The organism is Caballeronia sp. GAWG1-5s-s (assembly GCF_023631445.1).
Classification (GTDB): domain Bacteria; phylum Pseudomonadota; class Gammaproteobacteria; order Burkholderiales; family Burkholderiaceae; genus Caballeronia.
Genome location: NZ_JALQDC010000004.1, coordinates 118,050 through 143,241 on the forward strand (window position 1 = coordinate 118,050; position 25,192 = coordinate 143,241).

Sequence of the window (25,192 nt, forward strand, 5' to 3'; positions counted from 1 at the left end):
ATGCGGCAGCCGGCTTAAGACCCAACCCTCGCGGAGAATTTCATGGCAGTCACGATGCGTCAAATGCTGGAAGCCGGTGTCCACTTCGGTCACCAAACGCGCTTCTGGAACCCCAAGATGGCCCCGTACATCTTCGGTCATCGCAACAAGATTCACATCATCAACCTCGAAAAGACGCTGCCGCTCTACAACGACGCGCTGAAGTACGTGCGCCAGTTGGCAGCGAATCGCGGCACGATTCTTTTCGTCGGCACCAAGCGCCAGTCGCGCGACACCATCGCGCAGGAAGCCCAGCGCGCGGGCATGCCTTTCGTCAACGCCCGCTGGCTCGGCGGCATGCTGACGAACTTCAAGACGCTGAAAGTGTCCATCAAGCGCCTGAAGGACATGGAAGCAGCGGTTGAGTCGGGTGAAACGGAGCGCATGAGCAAGAAGGAAGCCCTTCTGTTCGAACGCGAAATCGCCAAGCTGCAAAAGTCGATCGGCGGCGTGAAGGACATGGGCGGCATTCCGGACGCGATCTTCGTGATCGACGTCGGCTACCACAAGATTGCCGTCACCGAAGCGAAGAAGCTCGGCATTCCGGTCATCGCCGTGGTCGACACGAACCACTCGCCGGAAGGCATCGACTACGTGATCCCGGGTAACGACGACGCGTCGAAGGCCGTGGCCCTGTACGCCGAAGGCGTCGCGGACGCGATCCTCGAAGGCCGCGCGAACGCCGTGAACGACGTCGTTCAGGCTGTGCGCAACGGCGAAGGCGACGAGTTCGTCGAGGTCAACGCAGAGGCGTAATCGAGCCCTGTGGCCGACAAAAAAGGGGGCTTTGCGAAAGGCCCCTTTTTTTTAGTCGGCGCGATGGTTGAACCAATCTTTGCCGTGGGCGCAGACGCCGGCGGCACGTATCAAACAGACTCAAGGAGCGAATGATGGCGGCAATTACCGCAAGCATGGTGGCAGAACTGCGCGCGAAGACCGATGCGCCGATGATGGAATGCAAGAAGGCGCTGACCGAAGCCGACGGCGACATGGCGCGCGCTGAAGAGCTGCTGCGCGTGAAGCTCGGCAACAAGGCGAGCAAGGCGGCATCGCGCGTGACGGCCGAAGGCATCGTCGTGGCGCACGTCGAAGGCGGCGTGGGCGCGCTCGTCGAGCTGAACTGCGAAACCGACTTCGTCGCGAAGAACGACGACTTCATGACGTTCGGCAAGGGCATCGCGGCGCTGGTCGCGAAGAGCAATCCGGCTGACGTGGCCGCGCTGTCGGCGCTGCCTTACGAAAGCAACACGGTCGACGCCGTGCGTCTCGCGCTCGTCGGCAAGATCGGCGAGAACCTGTCGATCCGCCGCTTCGTGCGCTTCGAAACCACGAACAAGCTGGCGTCGTACCTGCACGGCACGCGCATCGGCGTGCTGGTCGAGTTCACGGGCGCAGACGAGCAAGTCGGCAAGGACGTGGCCATGCACGTGGCCGCGATGAAGCCGGTGTCGCTGTCGTCGGACGAAGTGCCGGCGGACCTGATCGCCAAGGAGCGCAGCATCGCCGAGCAGAAGGCCGCCGAGTCGGGCAAGCCGGCTGAGATCGTCGCGAAGATGGTCGACGGCAGCATCCAGAAGTATCTGAAGGAAGTCTCGCTGCTGAACCAGCCGTTCGTGAAGAACGACAAGCAGACGATCGAGCAGATGCTGAAGGCAGCCAACGCGTCGGTGCAGAAGTTCGCGCTGTTCGTCGTGGGCGAGGGCATCGAGAAGCGCCAGGACGACTTCGCAGCCGAAGTGGCGGCGCAAGTCGCGGCGGCCAAGCAGTCGTAAGCGGTATTCGCGGCGCCTGCGCGCAAATGGCGCGGCGCCGCGTCGAAGCGAACACCCGCGGCGGATCGCAGCACGCGTCTGCCGAAAGATTCAAGGCGTTCCGGTTCGCATCATGTGGCGGGCGCGGTAGGTTCGGGTTAACCCGTGCATGCCGCGCCCGTCAGTCCGATCCGGGCCGCTTGCGGTAACTATTGTTTCACCCCTACAGTTCTACGTTGTTGCAACCCTCCTCGGCGCGATCGGAACCTCATATGCCCACAGCCTACAAACGCGTACTCCTCAAACTCTCCGGCGAAGCCCTCATGGGCGACGATGCATTCGGCATCAATCGCGCAACAATCGAAAGGATGGTGGCGGACGTCGCTGAAGTGGTGCGGATGGGCACGCAACTGGCCGTCGTGATCGGCGGCGGCAACATCTTTCGCGGTGTCGCGGGCGGCGCGGCCGGCATGGACCGTGCGACGGCCGACTACATGGGCATGCTCGCCACGATGATGAACGCGCTCGCGCTGCAGGACGCCATGCGCCACGCGGGCATCGAGGCGCGCGTGCAGTCGGCGCTGCGCATGGACCAGGTGGTCGAGCCGTATATCCGCCCGCGCGCCATTCGCCAGCTCGAAGAAGGCAAGGTCGTGATTTTCGCGGCCGGCACGGGCAATCCGTTCTTCACGACGGATACGGCTGCCGCGCTGCGCGGCTCGGAAGTCGGCGCCGAAGTGGTGTTGAAGGCGACGAAGGTCGATGGCGTATACTCCGCCGACCCGAAGAAGGACCCGAGCGCGACGCGCTACAGCACGATCAGCTTCGACGAGGCCATCGGCCGCAATCTGCAGGTGATGGACGCCACGGCTTTCGCCCTGTGCCGCGACCAGAAACTGCCGATCCGCGTGTTTTCGATCACCAAGGCCGGCGCGCTCAAGCGCATCGTGCAAGGCGACGACGAAGGGACGCTCGTCCACGTGTAAACTCTCGCGTAATCGGGCGCCGCGCGCACCCCGGCGTCAACCGCGCCGGGCGAGGGCGAAGCGGGCGCCCGCATCGCCAGTAAACCCAGGTTTTGGAGGTTCAAATGAGTGTGGCTGACATCAAAAAGGGCGTCGATCAGAAGATGCAGCGATCGATCGAAGCATTCAAGGCCGATCTCGCCAAGATCCGCACGGGCCGCGCGCACACCGGCCTGCTGGATCACATCCAGGTTGATTACTACGGCTCCAACGTGCCCATCTCGCAAGTGGCGAACATGACGCTCGTCGACGCCCGCACGATCGGCGTGCAGCCGTGGGAAAAGAAGATGGTCGCCGTCGTCGAAAAGGCGATCCGCGAATCGGATCTCGGCCTGAATCCGGCCACGCAAGGCGATCTGATCCGCGTGCCGATGCCCGCGCTCACCGAAGAGCGCCGCCGCGAACTCACGAAGGTCGTGAAGAGCGAAGGTGAAACGGCGAAGATCGCGGTGCGCAACCTGCGCCGCGACGCGAATGAGCAACTGAAGAAGCTCGTGAAAGACAAGGAAATCTCGGAAGACGACGAGCGCCGCGCCAGCGACGACGTTCAGAAGCTCACCGACAAATTCGTGGCGGAAATCGACAAGCTCGTTCAGACGAAAGAAGCCGAAATCATGACGGTGTGAGGCCGAAAGCCGGTCCTGCCAGCCTCGGGTGACGAAAAACCCAGGCTGGCTTTTCATTTCCCGTCGATTACAAGATTCAGCGGCCATGACCTATACCAGCTCTACCGTTCGCGTGCCCGATGTCGCGGCTGTCCCGCGCCACGTCGCGATCATCATGGACGGCAACGGCCGTTGGGCGACCGAGCGGCGCCTGCCGCGTGTCGCCGGTCATACGCGCGGCGTCGATGCGGTCCGCGCGACCGTCGAAAGCTGCGCCAAGCGCGGCGTCGAATTCGTCACGCTGTTCGCGTTCAGTTCCGAGAACTGGCGTCGTCCGACGGAAGAAGTGTCGTTCCTCATGCGGCTTTTCGTGACCGCGCTGGAACGCGAAATCGGCAAGCTGCACGCCAACGGCATTCGCCTGCGCGTCGTCGGCGACATCTCCATGTTCGACGATCGCATCCGCGCGCTGATTCAGCGCGCCGAAACCAAGACCGCGCGCAATACACGCCTCACGCTGACCATCGCGGCCAATTACGGCGGGCGCTGGGACATCATGCAGGCGACCAAGAAGCTCATCGCGCAATCGCTCGAACAGGGCACGCCCGCCCGCGTGGACGACGAGTCCTTCGCCGAGCATCTGGCCATGGCTTACGCGCCGGAGCCCGACCTCTTCATTCGCACGGGCGGCGAGCAGCGCATCAGCAATTTCCTGCTGTGGCAGCTTGCGTACACCGAGTTCTATTTCACCGACACTTACTGGCCCGACTTCGACGCCGACGCGCTCGACCGCGCGATCGCGTCATACGGCGGCCGTGAGCGCCGTTTCGGGCGCACCAGCGCGCAACTCGCGTCCCAATCGCAGAAGGCCGACACCCTTTCATGCTAAAGACCCGTGTCATCACGGCAATCGTGCTGCTGGCGGTTCTGGTGCCGGTCACGCTGTTCGCGCCGATCGGCGCATTCGGCGCGCTGATCGGTTTCGTCGTCGTGTTCGCCGCGTGGGAGTGGGGACGCCTGCTGAAGCTCAACGGGGCAGGGCCCGTGGCGTACGCGCTGGTCGCGGGGCTCGCGCTCATTTTCAGCACGTACCTCGGCGTCGCGCCCAAGGCGCTCTTCCAGATGGCGGCGATTTTCTGGGTGCTCGCGGGACCGTACGCGCTGTTGCGCAAGCCGGTTCTGGCAGGCGGCGCGTGGCGCGCGTTCCTGCTTTTCGCCGGAATCATCGTGTTCGTCGCGTGCTGGCATGCGGTCGTCGCGGCGCGCACCGTCGGCGTCGCGTTCGTGCTATCGCTTCTCCTAGTCGTCTGGCTGGCTGACATAGGCGCATACTTCGCCGGAAAAGCATTGGGCCGCCACAAGCTCGCGCCGTCCATCAGCCCGGGCAAGACGTGGGAAGGCGCCATCGGCGGCTGGGCGGCCGTCATGGTGATCGGCTCGCTGGCGGCGGCCACCGGCGTCTATGCGCCGACCGTGTTTTCCGCTTTCGTCGGACATCTCGGCTGGGCGCGCGCGCTCGTCGCGCTGACCGTGCTGGTGGCGTTCAGCGTGGTCGGCGATTTGTTCGAATCGCTCCTGAAACGCCAGGCCGGCGTCAAGGACTCAAGCGGTCTGCTGCCGGGCCACGGCGGCGTGCTCGACCGCATCGATGCATTGTTGCCGGTATTGCCGATCGCATTGCTCATGCTCGGATAGATCGGCCAGAGAAGATTTCATGCAAAAACGTCTTACATTGCTCGGCTCCACGGGCTCGATCGGCGACAGTACGCTCGACGTCGTGGAGCGGCACCCGGACCGGTTCTCGGTCTACGCGCTCACCGCTCACCGTAACGGCGACAAACTCGTCGCGCAGTGCCTGCGTTTCCAGCCCGAAGTAGCGGTCGTGGGCGATGCCGAAACCGCCGCGCGCGTCGCCGCTGCGTTGCGCGCCGCCGGCAGCAAGACCGAAGTGACGTACGGCCCGGACGCGCTCGTCGACGTGGCCCGCGCCGCGCAGTGCGACACCGTGGTCGCGGCGATCGTCGGCGCGGCGGGCCTCGCGCCGACGCTGGCCGCCGCGCGCGCCGGCAAGCGCATTCTGCTCGCGAACAAGGAAGCGCTGGTCATGTCCGGCCAGATCTTCATGGACGCCGTGCGCGACAATGGCGCCGTGCTCTTGCCGGTCGACAGCGAGCACAACGCCGTGTTCCAATGCCTGCCGCCCTGCGCGGACAACGAGGCGCGCTTGCACGGCGGCGTGTCGAAGATCATTCTCACGGCGTCCGGCGGTCCGTTTCGCACGCGCGAGCCTGCGACGCTCGTCGACGTCACGCCCGACGAAGCCTGCAAGCATCCGAACTGGGCGATGGGCCGCAAGATTTCCGTCGATTCCGCGACGATGATGAACAAGGGCCTCGAAGTCATCGAGGCGCACTGGCTCTTCGATCTGCCGGGCTCGCGCATCGAAGTGCTGATCCATCCGCAAAGCGTGATTCACTCGATGGTGTCGTACGCCGACGGATCGGTGCTCGCGCAACTCGGCAATCCGGACATGCGCACGCCGATCGCGCATGCGCTGGCGTTCCCGGATCGCGTCGAATCGGGCGTCGCGCCGCTGGACCTCGCGCAGATCGCCTCGCTGACTTTCGAGAAGCCCGACTTCGCGCGCTTTCCGTGCCTCGCGCTCGCCATCGACGCGCTCGAAGCCGGCGGCATCGCGAGCGCGGCGTTGAACGCGGCGAACGAGATCGCGGTCGAAGCGTTCCTCGCACGGCGCATCGGCTTCATGTCGATCGGCGGCGTGGTCGAGCGGGTGCTGAGCGCCCTGCCGAACACGAGCGCCGCATCGCTCGACGACGTGCTCGCCGCCGATGCCAGCGCGCGCCGTCTCGCGTCCCGTTTCGTCGCAGAGCTCACTGCGAGCGCGCCAGGCGCGGAACCCATCGCCCATTGAGGCCCTCATGAACTTCCTGACCGAAATCGTCGCCTTCGTCGTCGCGATTGGCGTGCTCGTCGTCGTCCACGAATTCGGTCACTACAGCGTCGCGCGACTGTGCGGCGTCAAGGTGTTGCGGTTCTCGGTCGGCTTCGGCAAGCCGCTCGTGCGCTGGGTCAGCAAGAAGACCGGCGTCGAGTGGACGATCGCGGCGCTGCCGCTCGGCGGCTACGTGAAGATGCTCGACGAGCGCGAGACGGAAGACAGCATCCCGTCAGAGGACCTGCCGCGCGCATTCAACCGGCAGCCGGTCATCAAGCGCATCGCGATCGTCGCCGCCGGGCCGGTCGCGAACTTCCTGCTGGCCATTGCGCTCTTTTCCGCCGTGTTCGCGGGCGGCGTGACCGAACCGCAGGCCATCGTGTCGACGCCCGCACCGGCGACGGCCGCCGCACGCGCGGGCTTCGAGGGCGGCGAGAAGATCGTGTCGATGCGCGATGCCCAAGGCGGCCAGACCGAGCCGATCCGCTCGTGGTCCGACCTGCGTTGGAAGCTGCTCGACGCGTCGTTCGATCACCGGCGCGTCGTGCTGATGGCGAAGACGCACGACGGCACGTTCGACTTTCCGGTGAACGTCGCGGGCATCACGGACGCGGATGCTGAGCAGGATTTCATGGACAAGCTCGGCTTTACGCCGGGTGGCGGCACGCTGACGGTCGCGGGCGTGGAGCCGGGCAGCGCGGCGCAGAAAAGCGGTCTCGTCGCCGGCGACCGGCTGCGCGCGATAGACGGCCGTCCGGTCGACAACGCGACGAGCTTCATCGACTACGTCAAGGCGCACGGCGGCAAGCCCGTGACGCTTCAGATCGAGCGCGGCGCGGGCAGCGATGCGAAGCGCGCCTCCGTCCAGATCGTGCCCGATGTGAAGCGCGATGCGGCGACGGGCAAGGACATCGGTCGCATCGGCGCGGCGCTCGCGAACCAGTTGCCGACCGTCGACGTGCGCTACGGTCCGCTCGAAAGCCTGCGTCTCGGCGTCAATCGGACTTGGGACATCAGCGTGTATTCGCTGCGCATGTTCGGCCGCATGATCGTCGGGCAGGCGTCGCTGAAAAACCTGTCCGGTCCGGTCACCATCGCGGATTACGCGGGCAAGAGCGCGCGGCTCGGTCTGACCGCGTTCGTGTCTTTCCTGGCGCTCGTCAGCATCAGCCTGGGTGTGTTGAACTTGTTACCGATTCCGGTTCTGGACGGTGGGCATCTGTTATATTATTTGGTTGAAGCCGTTACCGGCAAAGCCGTGTCCGATCGCTGGCAGCTGGTTCTGCAGCGGGCGGGGCTGGTCTGCATCGTCGCTCTGTCGGTGATCGCGCTCTTCAACGACCTGACTCGCCTGATCCGTTTCTGATCCACTTTGATAATGTCTGGCGGCGCTCCTCACGCGACCGCCGGAACGAATGCAGCTTTAAATACTGGGGAAGCACGTTGTTCAAACCTCATCGCTTTGTTCCTAAGTCGGCTGTGGCCGCGGCGCTCGCCGCAACGGGCATGGCGGCACACGCCACCACGCCGTTCGTCGTGCAGGATATCCGGATCGAAGGTCTCCAACGCATCGAGCCGGGCTCCGTATTCGCTTATCTGCCGATCAAGCAAGGCGACACGTTCACCGACGACAAGGCCTCCGAAGCGATTCGCGCGCTGTATGCAACCGGCTTCTTCAACGACGTACAGATTGCAACCGAAGGCAACGTGGTGGTCGTGCAGGTGCAGGAGCGGCCGGCCATTTCGAACATCGAATTCAGCGGTCTGCACGAGTTCGACAAGGACACCATCACCAAGGCGCTGCGCTCGGTCGGTCTGTCGCAGGGCCGTTCTTACGACAAGTCGCTGCTCGACAAGGCCGAGCAGGAACTGAAGCGCCAATACCTGACGCGCGGCTACTACGCGGCCGAAGTGACCACCACGGTGACGCCGGTGGACCGCAACCGCGTGTCCATCCTCTTCTCGGTGGCCGAAGGTCCGAGCGCCAAGATCCGCCAGATCAACTTCGTCGGCAACAAGGCGGTGAGCAGCGGCACGTTGCTGAGCGAAATGCAGCTGTCCACGCCGAACTGGTTCTCGTGGTACACGAAGAGCGACCTGTACGCGAAGGAAAAGCTGACGGGCGACCTCGAGAACGTGCGTTCGTACTACCTGAACCACGGCTACCTCGAGTTCAGCATCGACTCCACGCAGGTGTCGATCTCGCCCGACAAGAAGGACATGTACCTGACCATCGCGGTGCATGAGGGCGAGCCGTACAAGGTCGCGAGCGTCAAGCTCGCCGGCAATCTGCTCGACCGCGAAGCCGAGCTGAACAAGCTCATCACCGTCAAGCCGGGCCAGCTCTTCTCGGCGGAGAAGCTGCAGGCAACGACCAAGGCGATCGTCGACAAGCTCGGCCAGTACGGTTACGCGTTCGCGCAAGTCAATGCGCAGCCGGAAATCGATCAGGCGCATCACACGGTCGCGCTCGCGCTGCAAGTGGATCCGAGCCGCCGCGTCTATGTGCGCCGGGTGAATATCGTCGGCAACACGCGCACGCGCGACGAAGTGGTGCGCCGCGAAATGCGCCAGCTCGAAAGCTCGTGGTTCGATTCGAGCCGTCTCGCGCTGTCGAAGGACCGCGTGAATCGTCTCGGCTATTTCACGGACGTGGACGTCACCACGACGCCGGTGGAAGGCACGAACGACCAGGTGGATGTCGACGTCAAGGTGGCCGAAAAGCCGACCGGCGCGATCACGCTGGGCGCGGGCTTCTCGTCGACGGACAAGGTGGTGCTGTCGGCGGGCGTGTCGCAGGACAACGTGTTCGGCTCGGGCACGAGCCTTTCCGTCAACGTGAACACGGCCAAGACCTATCGCACGCTCACGGTCACGCAGGTCGATCCGTACTTCACCATCGACGGCATCAAGCGCATCACCGACGCTTACTACCGCACGTATCAGCCGCTGTACTACTCGACGGATTCGAGCTTCAAGATCGTGACGATGGGCGCGGACACGAAGTTCGGCATTCCGTTCTCGGAGCAGGATACGGTGTTCTTCGGCGTCGGCGCCGAGCAGAACACGATGGACGTGGACGCATCCACGCCGCAGTCGTACAAGAACTACGTCGCCGAGTTCGGCCGCGTGGTCAACAACTTTCCGCTCACGGTCGGCTGGTCGCGCGACAATCGCGACAGCGCGCTCGTGCCGAGCCGCGGCTACTACATCCAGTCGAACGCGGAATACGGCACGCCGCTCGGCAACACCACGTACGCGAAGTTCGACGCGCAGTTCCAGTACTACTACTCGTTCGCTCGCGGCTTCGTGCTCGGCTTCAACCTGCAAGGCGGTTACGGCAAGGGTCTCGACGGCCAGACGTTCCCGATCTTCAAGAACTACTACGCGGGCGGTATCGGTTCGGTGCGCGGCTACTCGCCGAGCTCGCTGGGTCCGCGCGACGCCACCACGAACGATCCGATCGGCGGCTCGCGCATGGCGGTCGGCAATATCGAGCTGACGTTCCCGCTGCCGGGCACGGGCTACGACCGCACGCTGCGCGTCTTCACGTTCCTCGACGCCGGTAACGTCTGGGGCGATCCGGGTCAGGGCGGCACGACGAGCGGCGCGAACGGCCTGCGTTACGGCTACGGCGTGGGTCTCGCGTGGATTTCGCCGATCGGCCCGCTCAAGCTGAGCCTCGGCTTCCCGCTGCAGAAACACACGGGCGACCAATACCAGAAGTTCCAGTTCCAGATCGGTACGGCCTTCTAAGAGACGGCCCGACGTGAACGAACGGACACTTCCTTCAAATCGACGTGACGTGAGGAACACTTTGCGAACCGGTATGCTTTCGAAACATGCGGCGCTGGCGCTGGCTTTGTCTCTGGTCTTCGGCCTCGGCGCCGTCGCGAAAGCGGACGCTCAGGAAGCGCGCATCGCAGCGGTCAATTCGGACCGCATCCTGCGCGAATCGTCGGCGGCGAAGGCCGCGCAGTCGAAGCTGGAGCAGGAGTTCTCCAAGCGCGACAAGGCGCTGCAGGACATGGCGCAGCGGCTCAAGTCGATGTCGGACAACATCGACAAGAACGGCGCCTCGATGTCGGCCACCGACCGCGCCGCGCGTCAACGCGATCTCGCGCAACTCGACGCGGACTTCCAGCGCAAGCAGCGCGAATTCCGCGAAGACCTGAACCAGCGCCGCAACGAGGAATTGGCGGCGGTGCTGGATCGCGCGAACAAGGTCATCAAGCAGATTGCCGAGCAGCAGCACTACGACCTGATCGTGCAGGAAGCGGTGTACGTGAGCCCGCGCATCGACATCACGGATCAGGTGCTGAAGGCGCTGGCGGCGACGAGCCAGAACGGCGGCGCGAGCCCGAACTGACGAGGAGTTTTCATAGGCATGGCATCAGGCATGGCGATCACGCTCGACGAACTGGTCAGGCGCTTTGGCGGCGAGGTGGTCGGCCAGGGCGCGCATCGCGTCGAGGGCCTTGCGCCGCTCGACAAGGCGGGGCCTGCGCAACTCGCGTTTCTCGCGAACCACAAGTATCTGCCGCAGGTCGAGACGACGCGCGCCGGCGCCGTGCTGATTTCCCGCGCGGACCTCGACAAACTGCCCGCGCCGCGCGAAGGCAGTAATTTCATCGTCACGCCGAATCCCTACGCTTACTTCGCCCGCGTCGCGCAGGCGTTTATCGAGCTGGCGTCGCCGAAGGCGGTGCCGGGCGTGCATCCGAGCGCGTGGATCGACCCGGCCGCGAAAGTGGCCGCGAGCGCGGTCATCGGCCCGCATGTCACGGTGGAAGCGGGCGCGGTCGTCGGCGAGCGCGTGCGGCTGGACGCCGGCGTGTCCGTCGGTCAGGGCGTCACGCTGGCCGACGACGTGCATCTGTATCCCAATGTCACCGTCTATCATGGCTGCAAGCTCGGCGCGCGCGTGATCGTGCATGCGGGCGCAGTGATCGGCGCGGACGGCTTCGGTTTCGCGCCGGATTTCGTCGGCGAGGGCGAGGCGCGTACGGGGAGCTGGGTGAAGATTCCGCAGGTCGGCGCGGTCGATATCGGCGACGACGTGGAGATCGGCGCGAACACGACCATCGACCGCGGCGCCATGGCCGATACGGTCATCGAAGAATGCGTGAAGATCGACAATCTCGTGCAGATCGGCCATAACTGCCGCATCGGCGCCTACACGGTGATCGCGGGCTGCGCGGGCATCGCGGGTAGCACGAACATCGGGCGGCATTGCATGATCGGCGGCGCGGTGGGCATCGCGGGCCACGTGACGCTGGCGGATCATGTGATCGTCACCGCGCAGTCGGGCGTCTCGAAGTCGCTCACGCGGCCCGGCATGTACACGAGCGCATTTCCGGCCGTGAATCACGCCGACTGGAACAAGAGCGCCGCGCTCGTGCGCAATTTGGACAAGCTGCGCGATCGCATCAAGGCGCTGGAATCGGCGCTAAGCCAGAAGGCAGGCGAGCAGGGCGACGAAGCATAACCGCAAGGCTGCCGGAGAGCGCGCAGGCGAGCACCGGCAACACAGTAAGATTCACCAAGCGGGCGCACGACGCCCGCAGTCAATTTCCGCGCAGGAGATGCGCGCGAGCAGAACCACCATGAGCACAGAAAAAATCAACCTCGACATCCATAAGATCCTCACGCTGCTGCCGCATCGGTACCCGATCCTGCTCGTGGACCGCGTGCTCGAACTGGAGCCGCACAAGAGCATCAAGGCGCTGAAGAACGTGTCGATCAACGAGCCGTATTTCCAGGGACATTTCCCGACGCGGCCCGTGATGCCCGGCGTACTCATTCTCGAAGCGCTCGCGCAAACCGCCGCGTTGCTCACGTTCGCCGAAGAGCCGCACGACCCGACGACCACGCTTTACTACTTCGTCGGCATCGACGGCGCGCGTTTCAAGCGCGTGGTGGAACCGGGCGATCAGCTGATTCTCAACGTCAACTTCGAGCGGTACATGCGGGGCATCTGGAAGTTCAAGGCGCGCGCCGAAGTGGATGGCGTGACGGCTGCCGAGGCGGAACTCATGTGCACCGTGAAGAACACGGACGCCGGCGCTTAAGCGCAGCAGACAACGGCAGAAACACAGCATACAGAGGCGAGGCGCATGACCATCATTCACCCCACCGCGATCATCGAGCCAGGCGCGCAACTGGACGATTCGGTCGAAGTCGGACCGTACGCGGTCGTCGGCGCGCATGTCGTCATCGGCGCGGGCACGACAATCGGCTCGCACAGCGTGATCGAAGGTCACACGACCATCGGACGCGAGAACCGCATCGGGCATTACGCGTCCATCGGCGGACGGCCGCAGGACATGAAGTACCGCGACGAGCCGACGCGTCTTGTGATCGGCGACCGCAACACCATCCGCGAATTCACCACGCTGCATACCGGCACCGTGCAGGACCGGGGCGTGACGTCGATCGGCGACGATTGCTGGATCATGGCGTACGTGCACGTCGGCCATGACTGCACGCTCGGCAACCACGTCATCATGTCGAGCAATGCGCAACTGGCCGGGCACGTGACGGTGGGCGACCACGCGATCGTCGGCGGCATGTCGGGCGTGCATCAGTTCGTGCGCATCGGCGCGCATTCGATGCTCGGCGGCGCATCCGCGCTCGTGCAGGACGTGCCTCCGTTCGTCATCGCGGCCGGCAACAAGGCGGAACCGCACGGTATCAACGTCGAGGGTCTGCGCCGCCGCGGCTTCACGCCGGACGCCATTTCGGCGCTGCGCCAGGCGTATCGCATCGTCTACAAGAGCGGCCTGTCGCTCGAAGAAGCCAAGGCGCAACTGAAGGAACTGGGCGCGGCAGGCGGCGACGGCGACGCGCCGGTCAAGGCGTTCACCGATTTCATCGCGGCGTCGCAGCGCGGCATCATCCGCTGATCGCGCCATCCGATGACGCTTATCACCACTGCGCCGCGTATCGCGATGGTCGCGGGCGAGCCGTCCGGCGATCTGCTCGCGGCCTCGCTGCTCACAGGCTTGCAGGAGCGGCTGCCGGCCGGAACGCGCTATAGCGGCATCGGCGGCCCGCGCATGACGGCGGCCGGCTTCGAAGCGCACTGGCCGATGGACAAGCTGACCGTGCGCGGCTACGTCGAGGCGCTGCGGCATATTCCCGAAATCCTCGGCATTCGCAACGAGCTGAAGCGGCAGTTGCTGGCGGATCCACCGTCGGTGTTCATCGGCGTGGATGCGCCGGACTTCAACTTCGGGCTCGAACAGCCGCTGCGCGAAGCCGGCATTCCGACCGTGCATTTCGTGTGTCCGTCGATCTGGGCGTGGCGCGGCGGGCGCATCAAGAAGATCGTGAAAGCCGTGGATCACATGCTCTGCGTGTTTCCGTTCGAAACGGCGCTGCTGGCGAAGTCGGGCGTCGCGGCAAGCTACGTGGGCCATCCGCTCGCCGACGAAATTCCGCTCGAACCGGATACCGCGGCCGCGCGGCGCGAGCTCGGCATCGCGGAAGGCGGGCCGGTCATCGCGGTGCTGCCGGGCAGCCGCCGTTCCGAAATCGCGCTGATCGGCCCGACGTTTTTCGACGCCATGGAGTTGATGCAGCTTCGCGAGCCGAACGTGCGATTCTTGATGCCGGCCGCGAACCCGGCGCTGCGCGAGTTGCTGCAACCGTTGGTGGAGGCGCATCCGCATCTGTCGCTGACGATCACGGACGGCCGCGCGCAAACCGCAATGACCGCCGCCGATGCGATTCTCGTCAAAAGCGGCACGGTCACGCTCGAAGCGGCGCTCCTCAAAAAGCCGATGGTCATCTCGTACAAGGTGCCCTGGCTCACGGGACAGATCATGAAGCGGCAGGGCTATCTGCCGTACGTGGGCTTGCCGAACATTCTCGCGGGCCGTTTCGTCGTGCCGGAAATCCTCCAGCATTTCGCGACGCCCGAAGCCCTCGCCGAGGCCACGCTGAAACAGTTGAACGACGACGCGAACCGCCGTACCCTGACCGAGATTTTCACCGAGATGCACATCGCGCTGCGCCAAAACACGTCGCAGCGGGCGGCCGAAGCCGTGGCGCGAGTGCTCGACACGCGGAGACCGCAATGAAGGCTGCGAACCGGTCGGCGCAACGCGGACTCGACTTCAGCTCGCCGTTCGACATCGTCTGCGGTGTCGATGAAGCCGGGCGCGGCCCGCTCGCGGGGCCGGTCGTGGCCGCCGCCGTGATCTTCGATCCGGCGAAGCCGCGCATCAACGGACTGGACGATTCGAAGGCGCTTTCCGCGAAGAAGCGCGAGGAACTCTACGAGAAGATCGTGGATCGCGCGCTCGCGTATTGCATCGCGTCGGCGAGCGTCGAGGAAATCGACACCATCAACATCCTGCACGCGTCGATGCTCGCGATGAAGCGCGCGGTCGAAGGCTTGTCGGTCGCGCCGACGCTCGTGAAAGTGGACGGCAATCGCTGCCCGGTGCTGTCGATACGCGCGGAAGCCGTGATTGGCGGCGACGCGCTCGTCAAGCAAATTTCGGCGGCGTCGATTCTCGCCAAGGTCACGCGCGACCGTCTGCTGTGCGAACTGCACGAGGCTCATCCGATGTACGGTTTCAACGTGCACGCGGGCTACGGCACGCCGCAACATCTCGCCGCGCTGCGCGAACACGGGCCTTGCGAGCATCACCGGCGTTCGTTCGCGCCGGTGCGCGAGGCGCATCTTCGCTTCGGCTCGGTGCTGCCCGACATCGCGCCCGAAGTCATTCAGGCCACCGCCGCGCTCGACGCCGATCCCGAAGCGCATCCGTTCTGAGCAGCCTCGCCGTTCCATTCCAACGTGAAATCCGTCACTTCGCGGGACAACCCGCTCTACAAGCGCCTGAAGGCGCTCGCCGGCTCGACGGCGCAGCAGCGGCGCAGCGGTCACGCGCTGCTCGAAGGTCTGCATCTCGCCGCTGCTTATCTGGACACCGCCGGCGAGCCGGAAACGTGTGTCGTCACCGAGGGCGCGCTCACGCACGCGGAAGCCCGCGAGATCGTGGCGCGCATCGAAGAGAAGCGCGTGATCGTGTTGCCGGATGTGCTTTTCGGACAGCTATCGAGCGTCGTGCACGGCGTGGGCATGTTGCTGCTCGTCGAGAAGATCGAAGCGGCTCTACCCGAGCGCGTCGGCGAGACGTGCGTGATCCTCGACGGCATTCAGGATTCGGGCAATGTCGGCTCAATTCTGCGCAGCGCGGCGGCGGCGGGCGTCGGGCGCGTGTTCTGCGCGCCGGGCACCGCGTACGCGTGGTCGTCGAAGGTGCTGCGCTCGGGCATGGGCGCGCACTTTCTGCTGGATATCTTCGAGGACGCCGATCCGGCCGGACTCATCGCGCGGCTCGACGTGCCGGTCACGATCACGGATTCGCACGGCGCCGTCGCCATTTATGATTGCGATCTGTCGTCGCCCGTGGCGTGGGTGTTCGGCAACGAGGGCGCGGGCGTGTCGCAGGTTTGGCGCGATGCCGTGACGCATCGCGTGACGATTCCGCAGCCGGGCGGCATGGAATCGCTCAATGTCGCGGCCGCGGCGGCCATCTGCCTTTTCGAGCAGTGCCGCCAGCAGCGCTGAATCAAACTTCAATCAATAGTACGAAGGCCGCTCGGGCTTGATTTCCTGAAGGATCGTCGTGGCGATTTCCTCGATCGACTTATGCGTCGAGGACAGCCACTTGATGCCTTCGCGCTTCATCATGCTCTCGGCTTCGTTGATCTCGTACCGGCAATTTTCCAGCGCCGCGTACTTGCTGCCGGGCCGGCGCTCGTTGCGAATTTCGGCTAGGCGCTGCGGATCGATCGACAGACCGAACATCTTGTCGCGATGTTCCAAAAGCGGCGTCGGCAGCTTGCCTCGTTCGAAGTCTTCCGGAATCAGCGGATAGTTCGCGGCCTTCACGCCGTATTGCATCGCGAGGTAGAGGCTCGTCGGCGTCTTGCCGCTGCGCGACACGCCGACCAGAATCACGTCCGCTTCGGTCAGATTGCGGTTGGACTGGCCGTCGTCGTGCGCGAGCGAGAAGTTGATCGCCTCGATGCGATTCTTGTACTCCTCGGTGTCGGCGTTCTGGTGGACGCGGCCCATCGCATGCGTCGACTTGATTTCCAGTTCGTGTTCGAGCGGCTCGATGAACGTCTGGAACATGTCGAGCACGAGCGCGTTGCAGCGCTTGACGATCTCGTTCGATGCGCTGTCCACGAGCGTGGTGAACACGATCGGGCGGCGTCCGTCGAGCGACACGGCTTCGTTGATCTTCTCGACGGTGGCATGCGCCTTGTCGATGGAATCGACGAACGGCACGCGCACGAGCCGGAATTTCTGGTCGAACTGGGCGAGGATCGAGTGCGCGAACGTTTCGGCGGTGATCCCGGTACCGTCGGAAACGATGAATACGGAAGGCGGCATCAGCGGTGAACCAGTGGGAACGAGTTGAAAACAGCACGCTCCAACCGGAGCGTGCGCGGTCAGGCGGCCTCGCCTGAGCGTGTGTTACATTGAGCGGCCCAAACGTGTGCGCAGGCGCACCAAGAGGCGTGAAAGACCTCGATTTTGCCGTGGATTTACTGTCCGTGCCCAGACAAATGCGAGAATCGGCACGGTAGAATAGCGGCAACCTGTTCGATAAGCAATTGCGTCGAGATTGAGCCTGATCTTCCTCAATTGACGGGTAGTTCGTGCGTTTTCACCGCATGACTGCGCGATTTTCGGTAAACCGGAGTGCGGTTCATTCACCGCCGCGAAGGCTTATCAAACAGGTTGTACGAGATGCGCCGGCGCTTCCAATGAGCGCCGCCGCATGCGAGCCCACTCGTGCGATCGTGAATTCCATCCACCTTAGGGGCTTGTATGACCAACGCAGTCAATGTTGCGAACGATGTCGCAAAGGATCAAGCGTATGTAGTTCCATTCGAGCAGTTGCGAATGACCGACGTGGAAATCGTCGGTGGCAAGAATGCGTCGCTCGGCGAAATGATCAGCCAGCTTTCCGAAGCCGGCGTCAGCGTGCCGACGGGCTTCGCCACGACCGCGCTCGCATTCCGCGACTTCCTCCATCACAATGAACTGACGGAGCGCATCGCCAAACGTCTCGAGACGCTCGACGTCGACGACGTGAAGGCGCTTGCCGAGGCCGGCAAGGAAATCCGTCAGTGGATCGTCGACGCGCCGCTGCAGCCGCGTCTCGAAGACGAAATCCGCCGTCAATTCGAAGTCCTGCAAAAAAGCTCGCCCGAAGAGCTGTCGTTCGCCGTGCGCTCGTCCGCCACGGCCGAAGACCTGCCCGACGCATCGTTCGCGGGGCAGCAGGAAAGCTATCTGAACGTGGTCGGCATCGAAGACGTGCTCGACCGCATGAAGCACGTGTTCGCGTCGCTGTACAACGACCGCGCCATCTCGTATCGCGTCCACAAGGGCTTCACGCACGCGGAAGTCGCGCTGTCGGCCGGCGTGCAGCGCATGGTGCGCTCGGACGTCGGCGCCGCGGGCGTGATGTTCACCATCGACACCGAGTCCGGCTTCAAGGACACGGTCTTCATCACGTCGAGCTACGGCCTCGGCGAAACCGTGGTGCAGGGCGCGGTGAATCCGGACGAATTCCACGTCTTCAAGACCACGCTCGCGCAGAACAAGTATCCGATCATCCGCCGTTCCATCGGCTCCAAGCTCATCAAGATGGAGTTCACGCAGCCGGGCGAACCGGGCCGCGTGAAGACCGTCGACGTGCCGCACGAGCAGCGCAACCGCTTCTCGATTTCGGACGAAGACGTGATCGAGCTCGCGAAGTACGCGGTCATCATCGAGAAGCACTATCAGCGTCCGATGGACATCGAGTGGGGCAAGGACGGCCGCGACGGCAAGCTGTTCATCCTTCAGGCGCGTCCTGAAACGGTGAAGAGCCAGGCGGCGGGCAAGGCCGAGATGCGCTTCAAGCTGAAGGGCCAGTCGAACGTGCTCGCCACGGGCCGCGCCATCGGGCAGAAGATCGGCGCGGGTCCCGTGCGCGTGATCTACGATCCGTCGGAAATGGAACGCGTGCAGCCGGGCGACGTGCTCGTCGCCGACATGACCGATCCCAACTGGGAGCCGGTGATGAAGCGCGCATCGGCCATCGTCACGAATCGCGGCGGGCGCACCTGCCACGCGGCGATCATCGCGCGTGAGCTGGGCGTGCCGGCGGTGGTCGGCTGCGGCGACGCGACCGACGTGCTGAAGGACGGCGCGCTCGTCACCGTGTCGTGCGCGGAAGGCGACGAAGGCAAGATCTACGACGGCCTGCTCGAAACCGAAGTGACCGAAGTCCAGCGCGGCGAACTGCCGAAGATTCCGGTCAAGATCATGATGAACGTCGGCAATCCGCAGCTCGCGTTCGACTTCGCGCAGTTGCCGAACGCGGGCGTCGGCCTCGCGCGGCTCGAGTTCATCATCAACAACAACATCGGCGTGCACCCGAAGGCGATTCTGGAGTACCCGAACGTCGACGCCGATCTCAAGAAAGCGGTCGAAAGCGTCGCGCGTGGCCACGCGTCGCCGCGCGCGTTCTATGTCGACAAGCTGACCGAAGGCATCGCCACGATCGCGGCGGCGTTCTATCCGAAGCCCGTCATCGTGCGTCTGTCGGACTTCAAGTCGAACGAGTACAAGAAGCTGATCGGCGGTTCGCGCTACGAGCCGGACGAAGAGAACCCGATGCTCGGTTTCCGCGGCGCGTCGCGCTACATCGCGGAAGACTTCGCCGAGGCGTTCCACATGGAATGCATCGCGCTGAAGAAGGTGCGCGAGGAAATGGGTCTGGACAACGTCGAGATCATGGTGCCGTTCGTGCGCACGCTGAAGCAGGCGGAGCGCGTGGTCGGGCTGCTCGAGAAGTTCGGCCTGAAGCGCGGCGTGAACGGTCTCAAGCTCGTGATGATGTGCGAAGTGCCGAGCAACGCGATTCTCGCCGAACAGTTCCTCGAATACTTCGACGGTTTCTCGATCGGCTCGAACGACCTGACGCAGTTGACGCTCGGTCTCGACCGTGACTCCGGCATGGAACTGCTCGCGGCCGACTTCGACGAGCGCGACGAAGCCGTGCAGTTCATGCTGAAGCGCGCCATCGAAACGTGCCTGAGACTGAACAAGTACGTGGGCATCTGCGGCCAGGGGCCGTCGGATCATCCGGACCTCGCCGAGTGGCTGGCGAAGCAGGGCATCGAATCGATGTCGCTGAACCCGGACACGATCATCGACACGTGGCAGAAGCTCGCGACCACATTGTCAAAATAAGTCGGTCACGCCTTTCCGGATGCTTTCGGGAAGGCGCTGCGTGCTATAAAAAACACCCCGGACCCTCCGGGGTGTTTTCGTTTGGAGACTGGCATGGCGACCCATGAACTCATCTGGTGGATAGCAGCCGGCGCGCTGATCGTCACCGAGCTTTTCACCGGCACGTTCTATCTGTTGATGATCGCGCTCGGGATGATCGCGGGCGGCATCGCGTTCGCCGTCGGGCTTGCGCTGCACGTGCAACTGGGCGTCGCGGCGCTCGTCGCATTGATCGCCGTCGCCGCATTGCGTCGTTCCCGCTTCGGAAGCCGCAAGCGGCGCGACGCCTCGCGCGATGCCGCCGTGAACCTCGACATCGGCGCGACGCTGGAAGTCGCCGAATGGCACGACCGCCGCGCCCGCGCGATGTACCGCGGCGCGGAGTGGGACGTCGAGCTGGCGCCGGGCGAATCGGAAAGCGCGCGCTGGTATCGCATCACCGCGCTCGACGGAAGCCGGCTCGTGGTCGCCGCCAAACGCTAGAGCACGCACACTCGCCGCATAAGAACTGAAGGAGTCACACATGACTATCGCCGTCGTCCTGCTCGTCATCGCAATCGTGATCGTGGTCAACACGGTCAAGATCGTTCCGCAACAGCACGCGTGGGTGCTGGAACGCCTCGGCCGCTATCACGCCACGCTCACGCCGGGGCTGAACATCGTGTTGCCGTTCGTCGATCGGATCGCGTACAAGCACGTGCTCAAGGAAATTCCGCTCGACGTGCCGAGCCAGGTCTGCATCACGCGCGACAACACGCAACTTCAGGTGGACGGCGTGCTGTACTTCCAGGTCACCGACCCGATGAAGGCGTCGTACGGTTCGAGCAACTTTGTGCTGGCCATCACGCAGCTTTCGCAGACCACGCTGCGCTCGGTCATAGGCAAGCTGGAGCTCGACAAAACGTTCGAGGAGCGCGAGTACATCAATCACAGCATCGTGAATGCGCTCGACGAAGCTGCGTCCAACTGGGGCGTGAAGGTGCTGCGCTATGAGATCAAGGACCTGACGCCGCCGAAGGAGATTCTCCACGCGATGCAGGCGCAGATCACCGCCGAGCGCGAGAAGCGCGCGCTGATCGCGGCGTCGGAAGGGCGCAAGCAGGAGCAGATCAATCTGGCGTCGGGCGCGCGCGAAGCGGCCATCCAGAAGTCCGAGGGCGAACGTCAGGCGGCGATCAATCAGGCGCAGGGCGAGGCATCGGCGATTCTCGCGGTGGCCGAGGCGAACGCGCAGGCCATCGAGAAGATCGGCGCCGCCATTCAGTCGGCGGGCGGCATGGACGCGGTGAACCTGAAGGTCGCGGAGCAGTATGTCGGCGCGTTCGCGAACATCGCGAAGACCGGCAACACGCTGATCGTGCCGGGCAACATGTCCGACATGAGTTCGATGATCGCGTCGGCGCTCGCCATCGTGAAGGGCGAGGGCGGCGGCGTCATCCGAACGAGTTGATGCAAGAAGGGGCGCTTCGAAGCGCCCCTTGTTGTATGCAACCGTGAACGATCAGCGCGCGGCCGTGCGCATCAGGCGCGCGCGCTCGCGTTCCCAGTCGCGCTTCTTCTCGGTCTCGCGCTTGTCGTGCAGCTTCTTGCCCTTCGCCAGGCCGATCTCGCACTTCACGCGGCCTTCCTTGTAATGGAAATTGAGCGGCACGAGCGTATGGCCGCGCTGCTCCACCTTGCCGATGAGTTTGTCGATCTGCTCGCGATGCAAGAGCAGCTTGCGCGTGCGCACCGGGTCCAGATTGGCGAACTTCGACGCCTCGGGCAGCGGGCTGATGTGCGTGCCGATCAGGAACAGTTCGCCGTTCTTGATCACGACATAGCCTTCCTTGATCTGCCCGCGGCCTTCGCGCAGCGCCTTGACTTCCCAGCCTTCGAGCACGAGACCGGCCTCGTAGCGTTCTTCGATGAAGTAATCGAAGAAGGCTTTTCTGTTGTCAATGATGCTCATGAATGGAAAGTGCCCAACTCGTTTAAAATCACGATTTTAGCAGCGCGCCGCTTGACGCACGATGGGCAGACATAGCTCATCGCTTAAAGCCGCACGCGCCGCCACCCGATCCAGTAACCCGCTGCGCCCTTATGGCCGACGTCCAGAAAACCGTATTGATCCGCCATTCAGCGGAAGAAATGTTCGACCTCGTCACCGATGTCGCCGACTACCCCAACTTCCTGCCGTGGTGCGGCGGCGTCGAGATCGGCCGCCAGGACGAGACCGGCATGGAAGCGAAGATCGACATCAACTTCAAGGGCATCAAGCAGCACTTCGCGACGCGCAACGTGCAGAAGCGCCCGACGAACATCGATATGGAGTTCCTGAGCGGCCCTTTCAAGAAGTTCACGGGCTACTGGCGCTTCACGCCGCTGCGCGCGGACGCGTGCAAGATCGAATTCGCGCTGCACTACGAGTTCTCGAATTTGATTCTCGAGAAAATCATCGGGCCGGTGTTCAGCCATATCGCGAACACCTTCGTCGATTCGTTCGTGAAGCGCGCGGATCAGCGGTACGGCAAGAAATGAATCTGCATATCGATGTCTGCTACGGCCTGCCGGGCGGCAAGAGCTTTCTCGCGCGCGTCGATCTGCGCGACGGCGCGACCGTGCGCGAAGCCATCGAGGCGAGCGGCGTGCTGAGAGCGCATCCCGAGATCGACTTGACGACGCAGAAGGTCGGCGTGTTCGGCAAGCTGCAGGCGCTCGATGCGGCGCTCGCCGATTTCGACCGCGTCGAGATTTATCGGCCGCTGAAGGTCGATCCGAAGACCGCGCGCCAGCGCCGCGTGGACAAGGCCCGCAAGGCGGGGTCCATCGAAGGGCGCAAGTGGCAGTCGAAGGATTCCCGCTGATCCACGATCGCATCAATGCGCGGGCGCTTCCTTCGATGCCGCCGCCGGCTCGACGGTATGTTGCCGCACCGACCAGCTCACGCCCGCCAGCAGCAGCACGATAGCCAGCATTTCCGGAGCGCGCGGCCAGCGGGCGTCGTAGACAAAAGCATAGAGCAGGGCGAAGAGCGTTTCGAACGCGATCATCTGCCCGGAAAGCGTGAGCGGCAGGCGTTTCGCCGCCGCGTTCCACAGCATGTTGCCGAGCCACGAACCGCCCGTCGCCAGCGCGAAGCACACGGTCCAGAACAGATGCCAGCGCGCGGCCGGCACGCTCGCCTGCGCGACACCGGCGGGCAACATCCAGACAACCGCCCCGAGGACCGCGCCGAGCACGCCTGTCACGATGCCCCACAGCACGGACCACTCGTTGCCGTCGAAGTGGCGGTTCGCCTGCAGATAGCGCGCGTTGACAACCGCATACCACGTCCACGACGCCAGCGCGCCGACCGCGCACGCGAGCCCGGCAAGGCGCGTGAGCACGCTACTCGCACTTGCGTCGCCGTGAGGCGTGAAGACGTCGCTGAACACGTCCAGATTGATGCACGCGATGCCCGCGAGCACCAGCAAGAGCGGCGCGGCGAGGCGCTTGAGCTCGACCGCGCCATGATCGCGCCGGCCCGCGAGCGTCACCGTCACCGGCAGAATGCCGACGATTAGCGAAGACGGCGCCACGCCCACGAGTTGCACCGCGCTCGCGAGCAGCATGTAGTAGAGCAGATTGCCGACGAGCGCAAGCTTCACGAGCGCGATCACATCGGCGCGCGTGAGCTTCGCGGCGAGCCGTCGCGCGAACGGCAGGGCGGCGGCCAGCGACACGACGCCATACATCACGTAGCGCCCGATGCTCAGCATGAGCGGCGAGAAGTCCGGCAACAGGCGCGGCGCGAGAAAAATGAAACCCCAGATGGCTCCCGCCAGCATTCCGTAAGCGACACCGCGCTGCATGAACCGACTCCGACTTGCACTCGAATGACGCGAAAGCGTAGCGCGGCGCGCCGCCCGCGTCTTGTTCAAACCTGCACCGCGTGGCGCGCCGCCGCCGGCCCGGATTTTGCGTCGATCGGCCGTAACCTGCTGTTCGGGCAGTGAAAATGCGGGGAACTATCGGTATAATCTGCTTTTGCGCCCATAGGATTTGCCATGCGTCTGATCCAGAAAGCACTCACGTTCGATGACGTGCTCCTCGTGCCTGCGTTCTCCAGCGTTCTTCCGCGCGATACCAGCCTGAAATCCCAGCTGACTCGCAACATCTCCCTGAATATGCCCCTCGTGTCCGCCGCCATGGACACGGTCACCGAAGGCCGGCTCGCCATCGCCATGGCGCAGATGGGCGGCATCGGCATCGTTCACAAGAATCTCACCGCGAAGGAACAGGCGCGCGAAGTCGCGAAGGTCAAGCGCTTCGAGTCCGGCGTCGTGCGCGACCCGATCACCGTGCCGCCGCAAATGCGCGTGCGCGATGTCATCGCGCTCACGCAGCAGCACGGCATCTCGGGCTTCCCGGTGGTGGAAGGCACGCAACTCATCGGCATCGTCACCAACCGCGACCTGCGTTTCGAAGAGCGGCTCGACGAACCGGTGCGCAACATCATGACGCCGCGCGAGCGTCTCGTGACGGTCAAGGAAGGCACGTCGCTCGCCGAAGCGAAGGCGCTGATGCACAGCCATCGCCTGGAACGCGTGCTGGTGGTCAACGACGCGTTCGAACTGCGCGGCCTGATGACCGTGAAGGACATCACGAAGCAGACCGAGAACCCGGACGCCTGCAAGGACGAAGACGGCAAGCTGCGCGTGGGCGCGGCGGTCGGCGTGGGCCCGGACAACGAAGAGCGTGTCGATCTGCTGGCGCAGGCGGGCGTGGACGTGATCGTCGTCGACACGGCGCACGGACATAGCCAGGGCGTGCTGGAGCGCGTGCGCTGGGTCAAGCAGAACTATCCGCGCGTGCAGGTGATCGGCGGCAACATCGCGACGGCGGCGGCGGCCAAGGCGCTCGTCGAGTACGGCGCGGACGCCGTGAAGGTCGGCATCGGCCCGGGCTCCATCTGCACGACGCGTATCGTCGCGGGCGTGGGCGTGCCGCAGATCACGGCTATCGCGAACGTGTCCGAGGCGCTGCGCGGCAGCGGCGTGCCGGTTATCGCGGACGGCGGCGTGCGTTTCTCGGGCGATGTGGCGAAGGCGCTCGCGGCAGGCGCGAACGTCGTGATGATGGGCAGCATGCTGGCCGGCACCGAAGAGTCGCCGGGCGACGTGTTCCTGTTCCAGGGCCGTCAGTACAAGGCGTACCGCGGCATGGGCTCGGTCGGCGCGATGAAGGACGGCGCGGCGGATCGCTATTTCCAGGACAACTCGGCGAACATCGACAAGCTCGTGCCGGAAGGCATCGAAGGCCGCGTGGCCTACAAGGGCTCGGTCAACGCCATCCTGTTCCAGGTCGTCGGCGGCGTGCGCGCGAGCATGGGCTATTGTGGCTGCCGCACCATCGCGGAACTGCACGACAAGGCGGAATTCGTGCAGATCACGGCGGCGGGCATGCGCGAATCGCACGTGCATGACGTGCAGATCACCAAGGAAGCGCCGAACTATCACGTCGACTGACCGGCTTGCTCG

At 64.3% G+C, this 25,192-nt stretch carries 25 protein-coding genes; 22 read left to right on the forward strand and 3 right to left on the reverse strand.

Features of this window, described 5'->3' with window-relative positions; all coding sequences use genetic code 11:
• Positions 1–42: 42 nt before the first annotated feature.
• The 16 genes from rpsB to NCR34_RS06460 all read left to right on the forward strand — a co-directional run bounded on the left by rpsB (position 43) and on the right by NCR34_RS06460 (position 15,962).
• Positions 43–795, forward strand: a complete 753-nt coding sequence (rpsB, locus tag NCR34_RS06385) for a 30S ribosomal protein S2 (protein WP_087043768.1) — start codon at positions 43–45, stop codon at positions 793–795.
• A gap of 134 nt (positions 796–929) precedes the next feature.
• Positions 930–1,811, forward strand: a complete 882-nt coding sequence (gene tsf / locus NCR34_RS06390; RefSeq protein WP_175940133.1) for a translation elongation factor Ts — start codon at positions 930–932, stop codon at positions 1,809–1,811.
• Positions 1,812–2,062: 251 nt separating this feature from the next.
• Positions 2,063–2,776: a UMP kinase gene (gene pyrH, locus NCR34_RS06395; RefSeq protein WP_159835987.1), complete on the forward strand. Its 714-nt coding sequence runs from the start codon at positions 2,063–2,065 to the stop codon at positions 2,774–2,776.
• 104 nt (positions 2,777–2,880) lie between these two features.
• Complete coding sequence (frr, locus tag NCR34_RS06400) at positions 2,881–3,441, forward strand: ribosome recycling factor (RefSeq protein WP_159835988.1); 561 nt, start codon at positions 2,881–2,883, stop codon at positions 3,439–3,441.
• An 85-nt stretch (positions 3,442–3,526) separates the two neighbouring features.
• Positions 3,527–4,309, forward strand: coding sequence for a polyprenyl diphosphate synthase (gene uppS, locus NCR34_RS06405; protein ID WP_175940134.1), 783 nt, complete (start codon positions 3,527–3,529; stop codon positions 4,307–4,309).
• Positions 4,303–5,115: a phosphatidate cytidylyltransferase gene (locus NCR34_RS06410; protein ID WP_250499344.1), complete on the forward strand. Its 813-nt coding sequence runs from the start codon at positions 4,303–4,305 to the stop codon at positions 5,113–5,115. Before uppS ends, NCR34_RS06410 begins: the two co-directional genes overlap by 7 nt.
• Positions 5,116–5,134: 19 nt before the next feature.
• Entirely contained in the window at positions 5,135–6,352 is a 1,218-nt protein-coding gene (locus NCR34_RS06415; protein ID WP_250499345.1) for a 1-deoxy-D-xylulose-5-phosphate reductoisomerase, read from the forward strand.
• 7 nt (positions 6,353–6,359) lie between these two features.
• Positions 6,360–7,742 (forward strand): RIP metalloprotease RseP, encoded by a 1,383-nt coding sequence (gene rseP, locus NCR34_RS06420; protein WP_250499346.1) that lies wholly within the window; start codon positions 6,360–6,362, stop codon positions 7,740–7,742.
• Between the two features lie 77 nt (positions 7,743–7,819).
• Positions 7,820–10,132, forward strand: a complete 2,313-nt coding sequence (bamA, locus tag NCR34_RS06425) for an outer membrane protein assembly factor BamA (RefSeq protein ID WP_250499348.1) — start codon at positions 7,820–7,822, stop codon at positions 10,130–10,132.
• 73 nt (positions 10,133–10,205) lie between these two features.
• Complete coding sequence (locus NCR34_RS06430; RefSeq protein WP_175940139.1) at positions 10,206–10,745, forward strand: OmpH/Skp family outer membrane protein; 540 nt, start codon at positions 10,206–10,208, stop codon at positions 10,743–10,745.
• A gap of 30 nt (positions 10,746–10,775) precedes the next feature.
• Positions 10,776–11,864, forward strand: coding sequence for a UDP-3-O-(3-hydroxymyristoyl)glucosamine N-acyltransferase (gene lpxD, locus NCR34_RS06435; protein ID WP_250499510.1), 1,089 nt, complete (start codon positions 10,776–10,778; stop codon positions 11,862–11,864).
• Positions 11,865–11,982: 118 nt separating this feature from the next.
• Positions 11,983–12,447: a 3-hydroxyacyl-ACP dehydratase FabZ gene (fabZ, locus tag NCR34_RS06440; protein ID WP_175940140.1), complete on the forward strand. Its 465-nt coding sequence runs from the start codon at positions 11,983–11,985 to the stop codon at positions 12,445–12,447.
• 45 nt (positions 12,448–12,492) lie between these two features.
• Positions 12,493–13,281, forward strand: coding sequence for an acyl-ACP--UDP-N-acetylglucosamine O-acyltransferase (gene lpxA / locus NCR34_RS06445; RefSeq protein ID WP_175940141.1), 789 nt, complete (start codon positions 12,493–12,495; stop codon positions 13,279–13,281).
• Positions 13,282–13,293: 12 nt separating this feature from the next.
• Positions 13,294–14,460 carry a lipid-A-disaccharide synthase gene (gene lpxB / locus NCR34_RS06450; RefSeq protein WP_250499349.1) on the forward strand — a complete coding sequence of 389 codons (1,167 nt, stop codon included), beginning with the start codon at positions 13,294–13,296 and terminating at the stop codon, positions 14,458–14,460.
• On the forward strand, positions 14,457–15,161 hold the full coding sequence (rnhB, locus tag NCR34_RS06455) for a ribonuclease HII (protein ID WP_250499350.1): 705 nt from the start codon (positions 14,457–14,459) through the stop codon (positions 15,159–15,161). The genes lpxB and rnhB overlap by 4 nt, the downstream gene beginning before the upstream one ends.
• Positions 15,162–15,185: 24 nt before the next feature.
• A complete protein-coding gene (locus NCR34_RS06460) occupies positions 15,186–15,962 on the forward strand; it encodes a TrmH family RNA methyltransferase (protein ID WP_250499351.1) in 777 nt (258 codons plus the stop codon).
• A gap of 12 nt (positions 15,963–15,974) precedes the next feature.
• Here the strand turns inward: NCR34_RS06460 and ppsR are convergent, their stop codons facing one another.
• Positions 15,975–16,793 (reverse strand): posphoenolpyruvate synthetase regulatory kinase/phosphorylase PpsR, encoded by an 819-nt coding sequence (gene ppsR, locus NCR34_RS06465; RefSeq protein ID WP_175940145.1) that lies wholly within the window; start codon positions 16,791–16,793, stop codon positions 15,975–15,977.
• A gap of 441 nt (positions 16,794–17,234) precedes the next feature.
• Here ppsR and ppsA point away from each other — a divergent pair, with 441 nt between their 5' ends.
• From ppsA to NCR34_RS06480, 3 genes are all read left to right on the forward strand, one after another.
• A complete protein-coding gene (gene ppsA / locus NCR34_RS06470) occupies positions 17,235–19,652 on the forward strand; it encodes a phosphoenolpyruvate synthase (RefSeq protein ID WP_248322110.1) in 2,418 nt (805 codons plus the stop codon).
• A 93-nt stretch (positions 19,653–19,745) separates the two neighbouring features.
• Positions 19,746–20,174: an NfeD family protein gene (locus tag NCR34_RS06475; RefSeq protein ID WP_250499352.1), complete on the forward strand. Its 429-nt coding sequence runs from the start codon at positions 19,746–19,748 to the stop codon at positions 20,172–20,174.
• 40 nt (positions 20,175–20,214) lie between these two features.
• Positions 20,215–21,141 (forward strand): SPFH domain-containing protein, encoded by a 927-nt coding sequence (locus NCR34_RS06480; protein WP_250499354.1) that lies wholly within the window; start codon positions 20,215–20,217, stop codon positions 21,139–21,141.
• Between the two features lie 51 nt (positions 21,142–21,192).
• Here NCR34_RS06480 and smpB read toward each other — a convergent pair whose 3' ends face one another.
• Complete coding sequence (gene smpB, locus NCR34_RS06485) at positions 21,193–21,642, reverse strand: SsrA-binding protein SmpB (RefSeq protein ID WP_175940149.1); 450 nt, start codon at positions 21,640–21,642, stop codon at positions 21,193–21,195.
• 131 nt (positions 21,643–21,773) lie between these two features.
• On the opposite strand from smpB, the gene NCR34_RS06490 reads away from it, so the two are divergent.
• Positions 21,774–22,211 (forward strand): type II toxin-antitoxin system RatA family toxin, encoded by a 438-nt coding sequence (locus tag NCR34_RS06490; RefSeq protein ID WP_175940150.1) that lies wholly within the window; start codon positions 21,774–21,776, stop codon positions 22,209–22,211.
• Positions 22,208–22,537, forward strand: coding sequence for an RnfH family protein (locus NCR34_RS06495; RefSeq protein ID WP_250499356.1), 330 nt, complete (start codon positions 22,208–22,210; stop codon positions 22,535–22,537). The genes NCR34_RS06490 and NCR34_RS06495 overlap by 4 nt, the downstream gene beginning before the upstream one ends.
• Positions 22,538–22,549: 12 nt before the next feature.
• Here NCR34_RS06495 and NCR34_RS06500 read toward each other — a convergent pair whose 3' ends face one another.
• Entirely contained in the window at positions 22,550–23,524 is a 975-nt protein-coding gene (locus tag NCR34_RS06500; RefSeq protein WP_250499357.1) for a DMT family transporter, read from the reverse strand.
• Between the two features lie 195 nt (positions 23,525–23,719).
• Between NCR34_RS06500 and guaB the strand changes: the two genes are divergently transcribed.
• Positions 23,720–25,180, forward strand: a complete 1,461-nt coding sequence (guaB, locus tag NCR34_RS06505; protein WP_175940153.1) for an IMP dehydrogenase — start codon at positions 23,720–23,722, stop codon at positions 25,178–25,180.
• Positions 25,181–25,192: the final 12 nt, after the last annotated feature.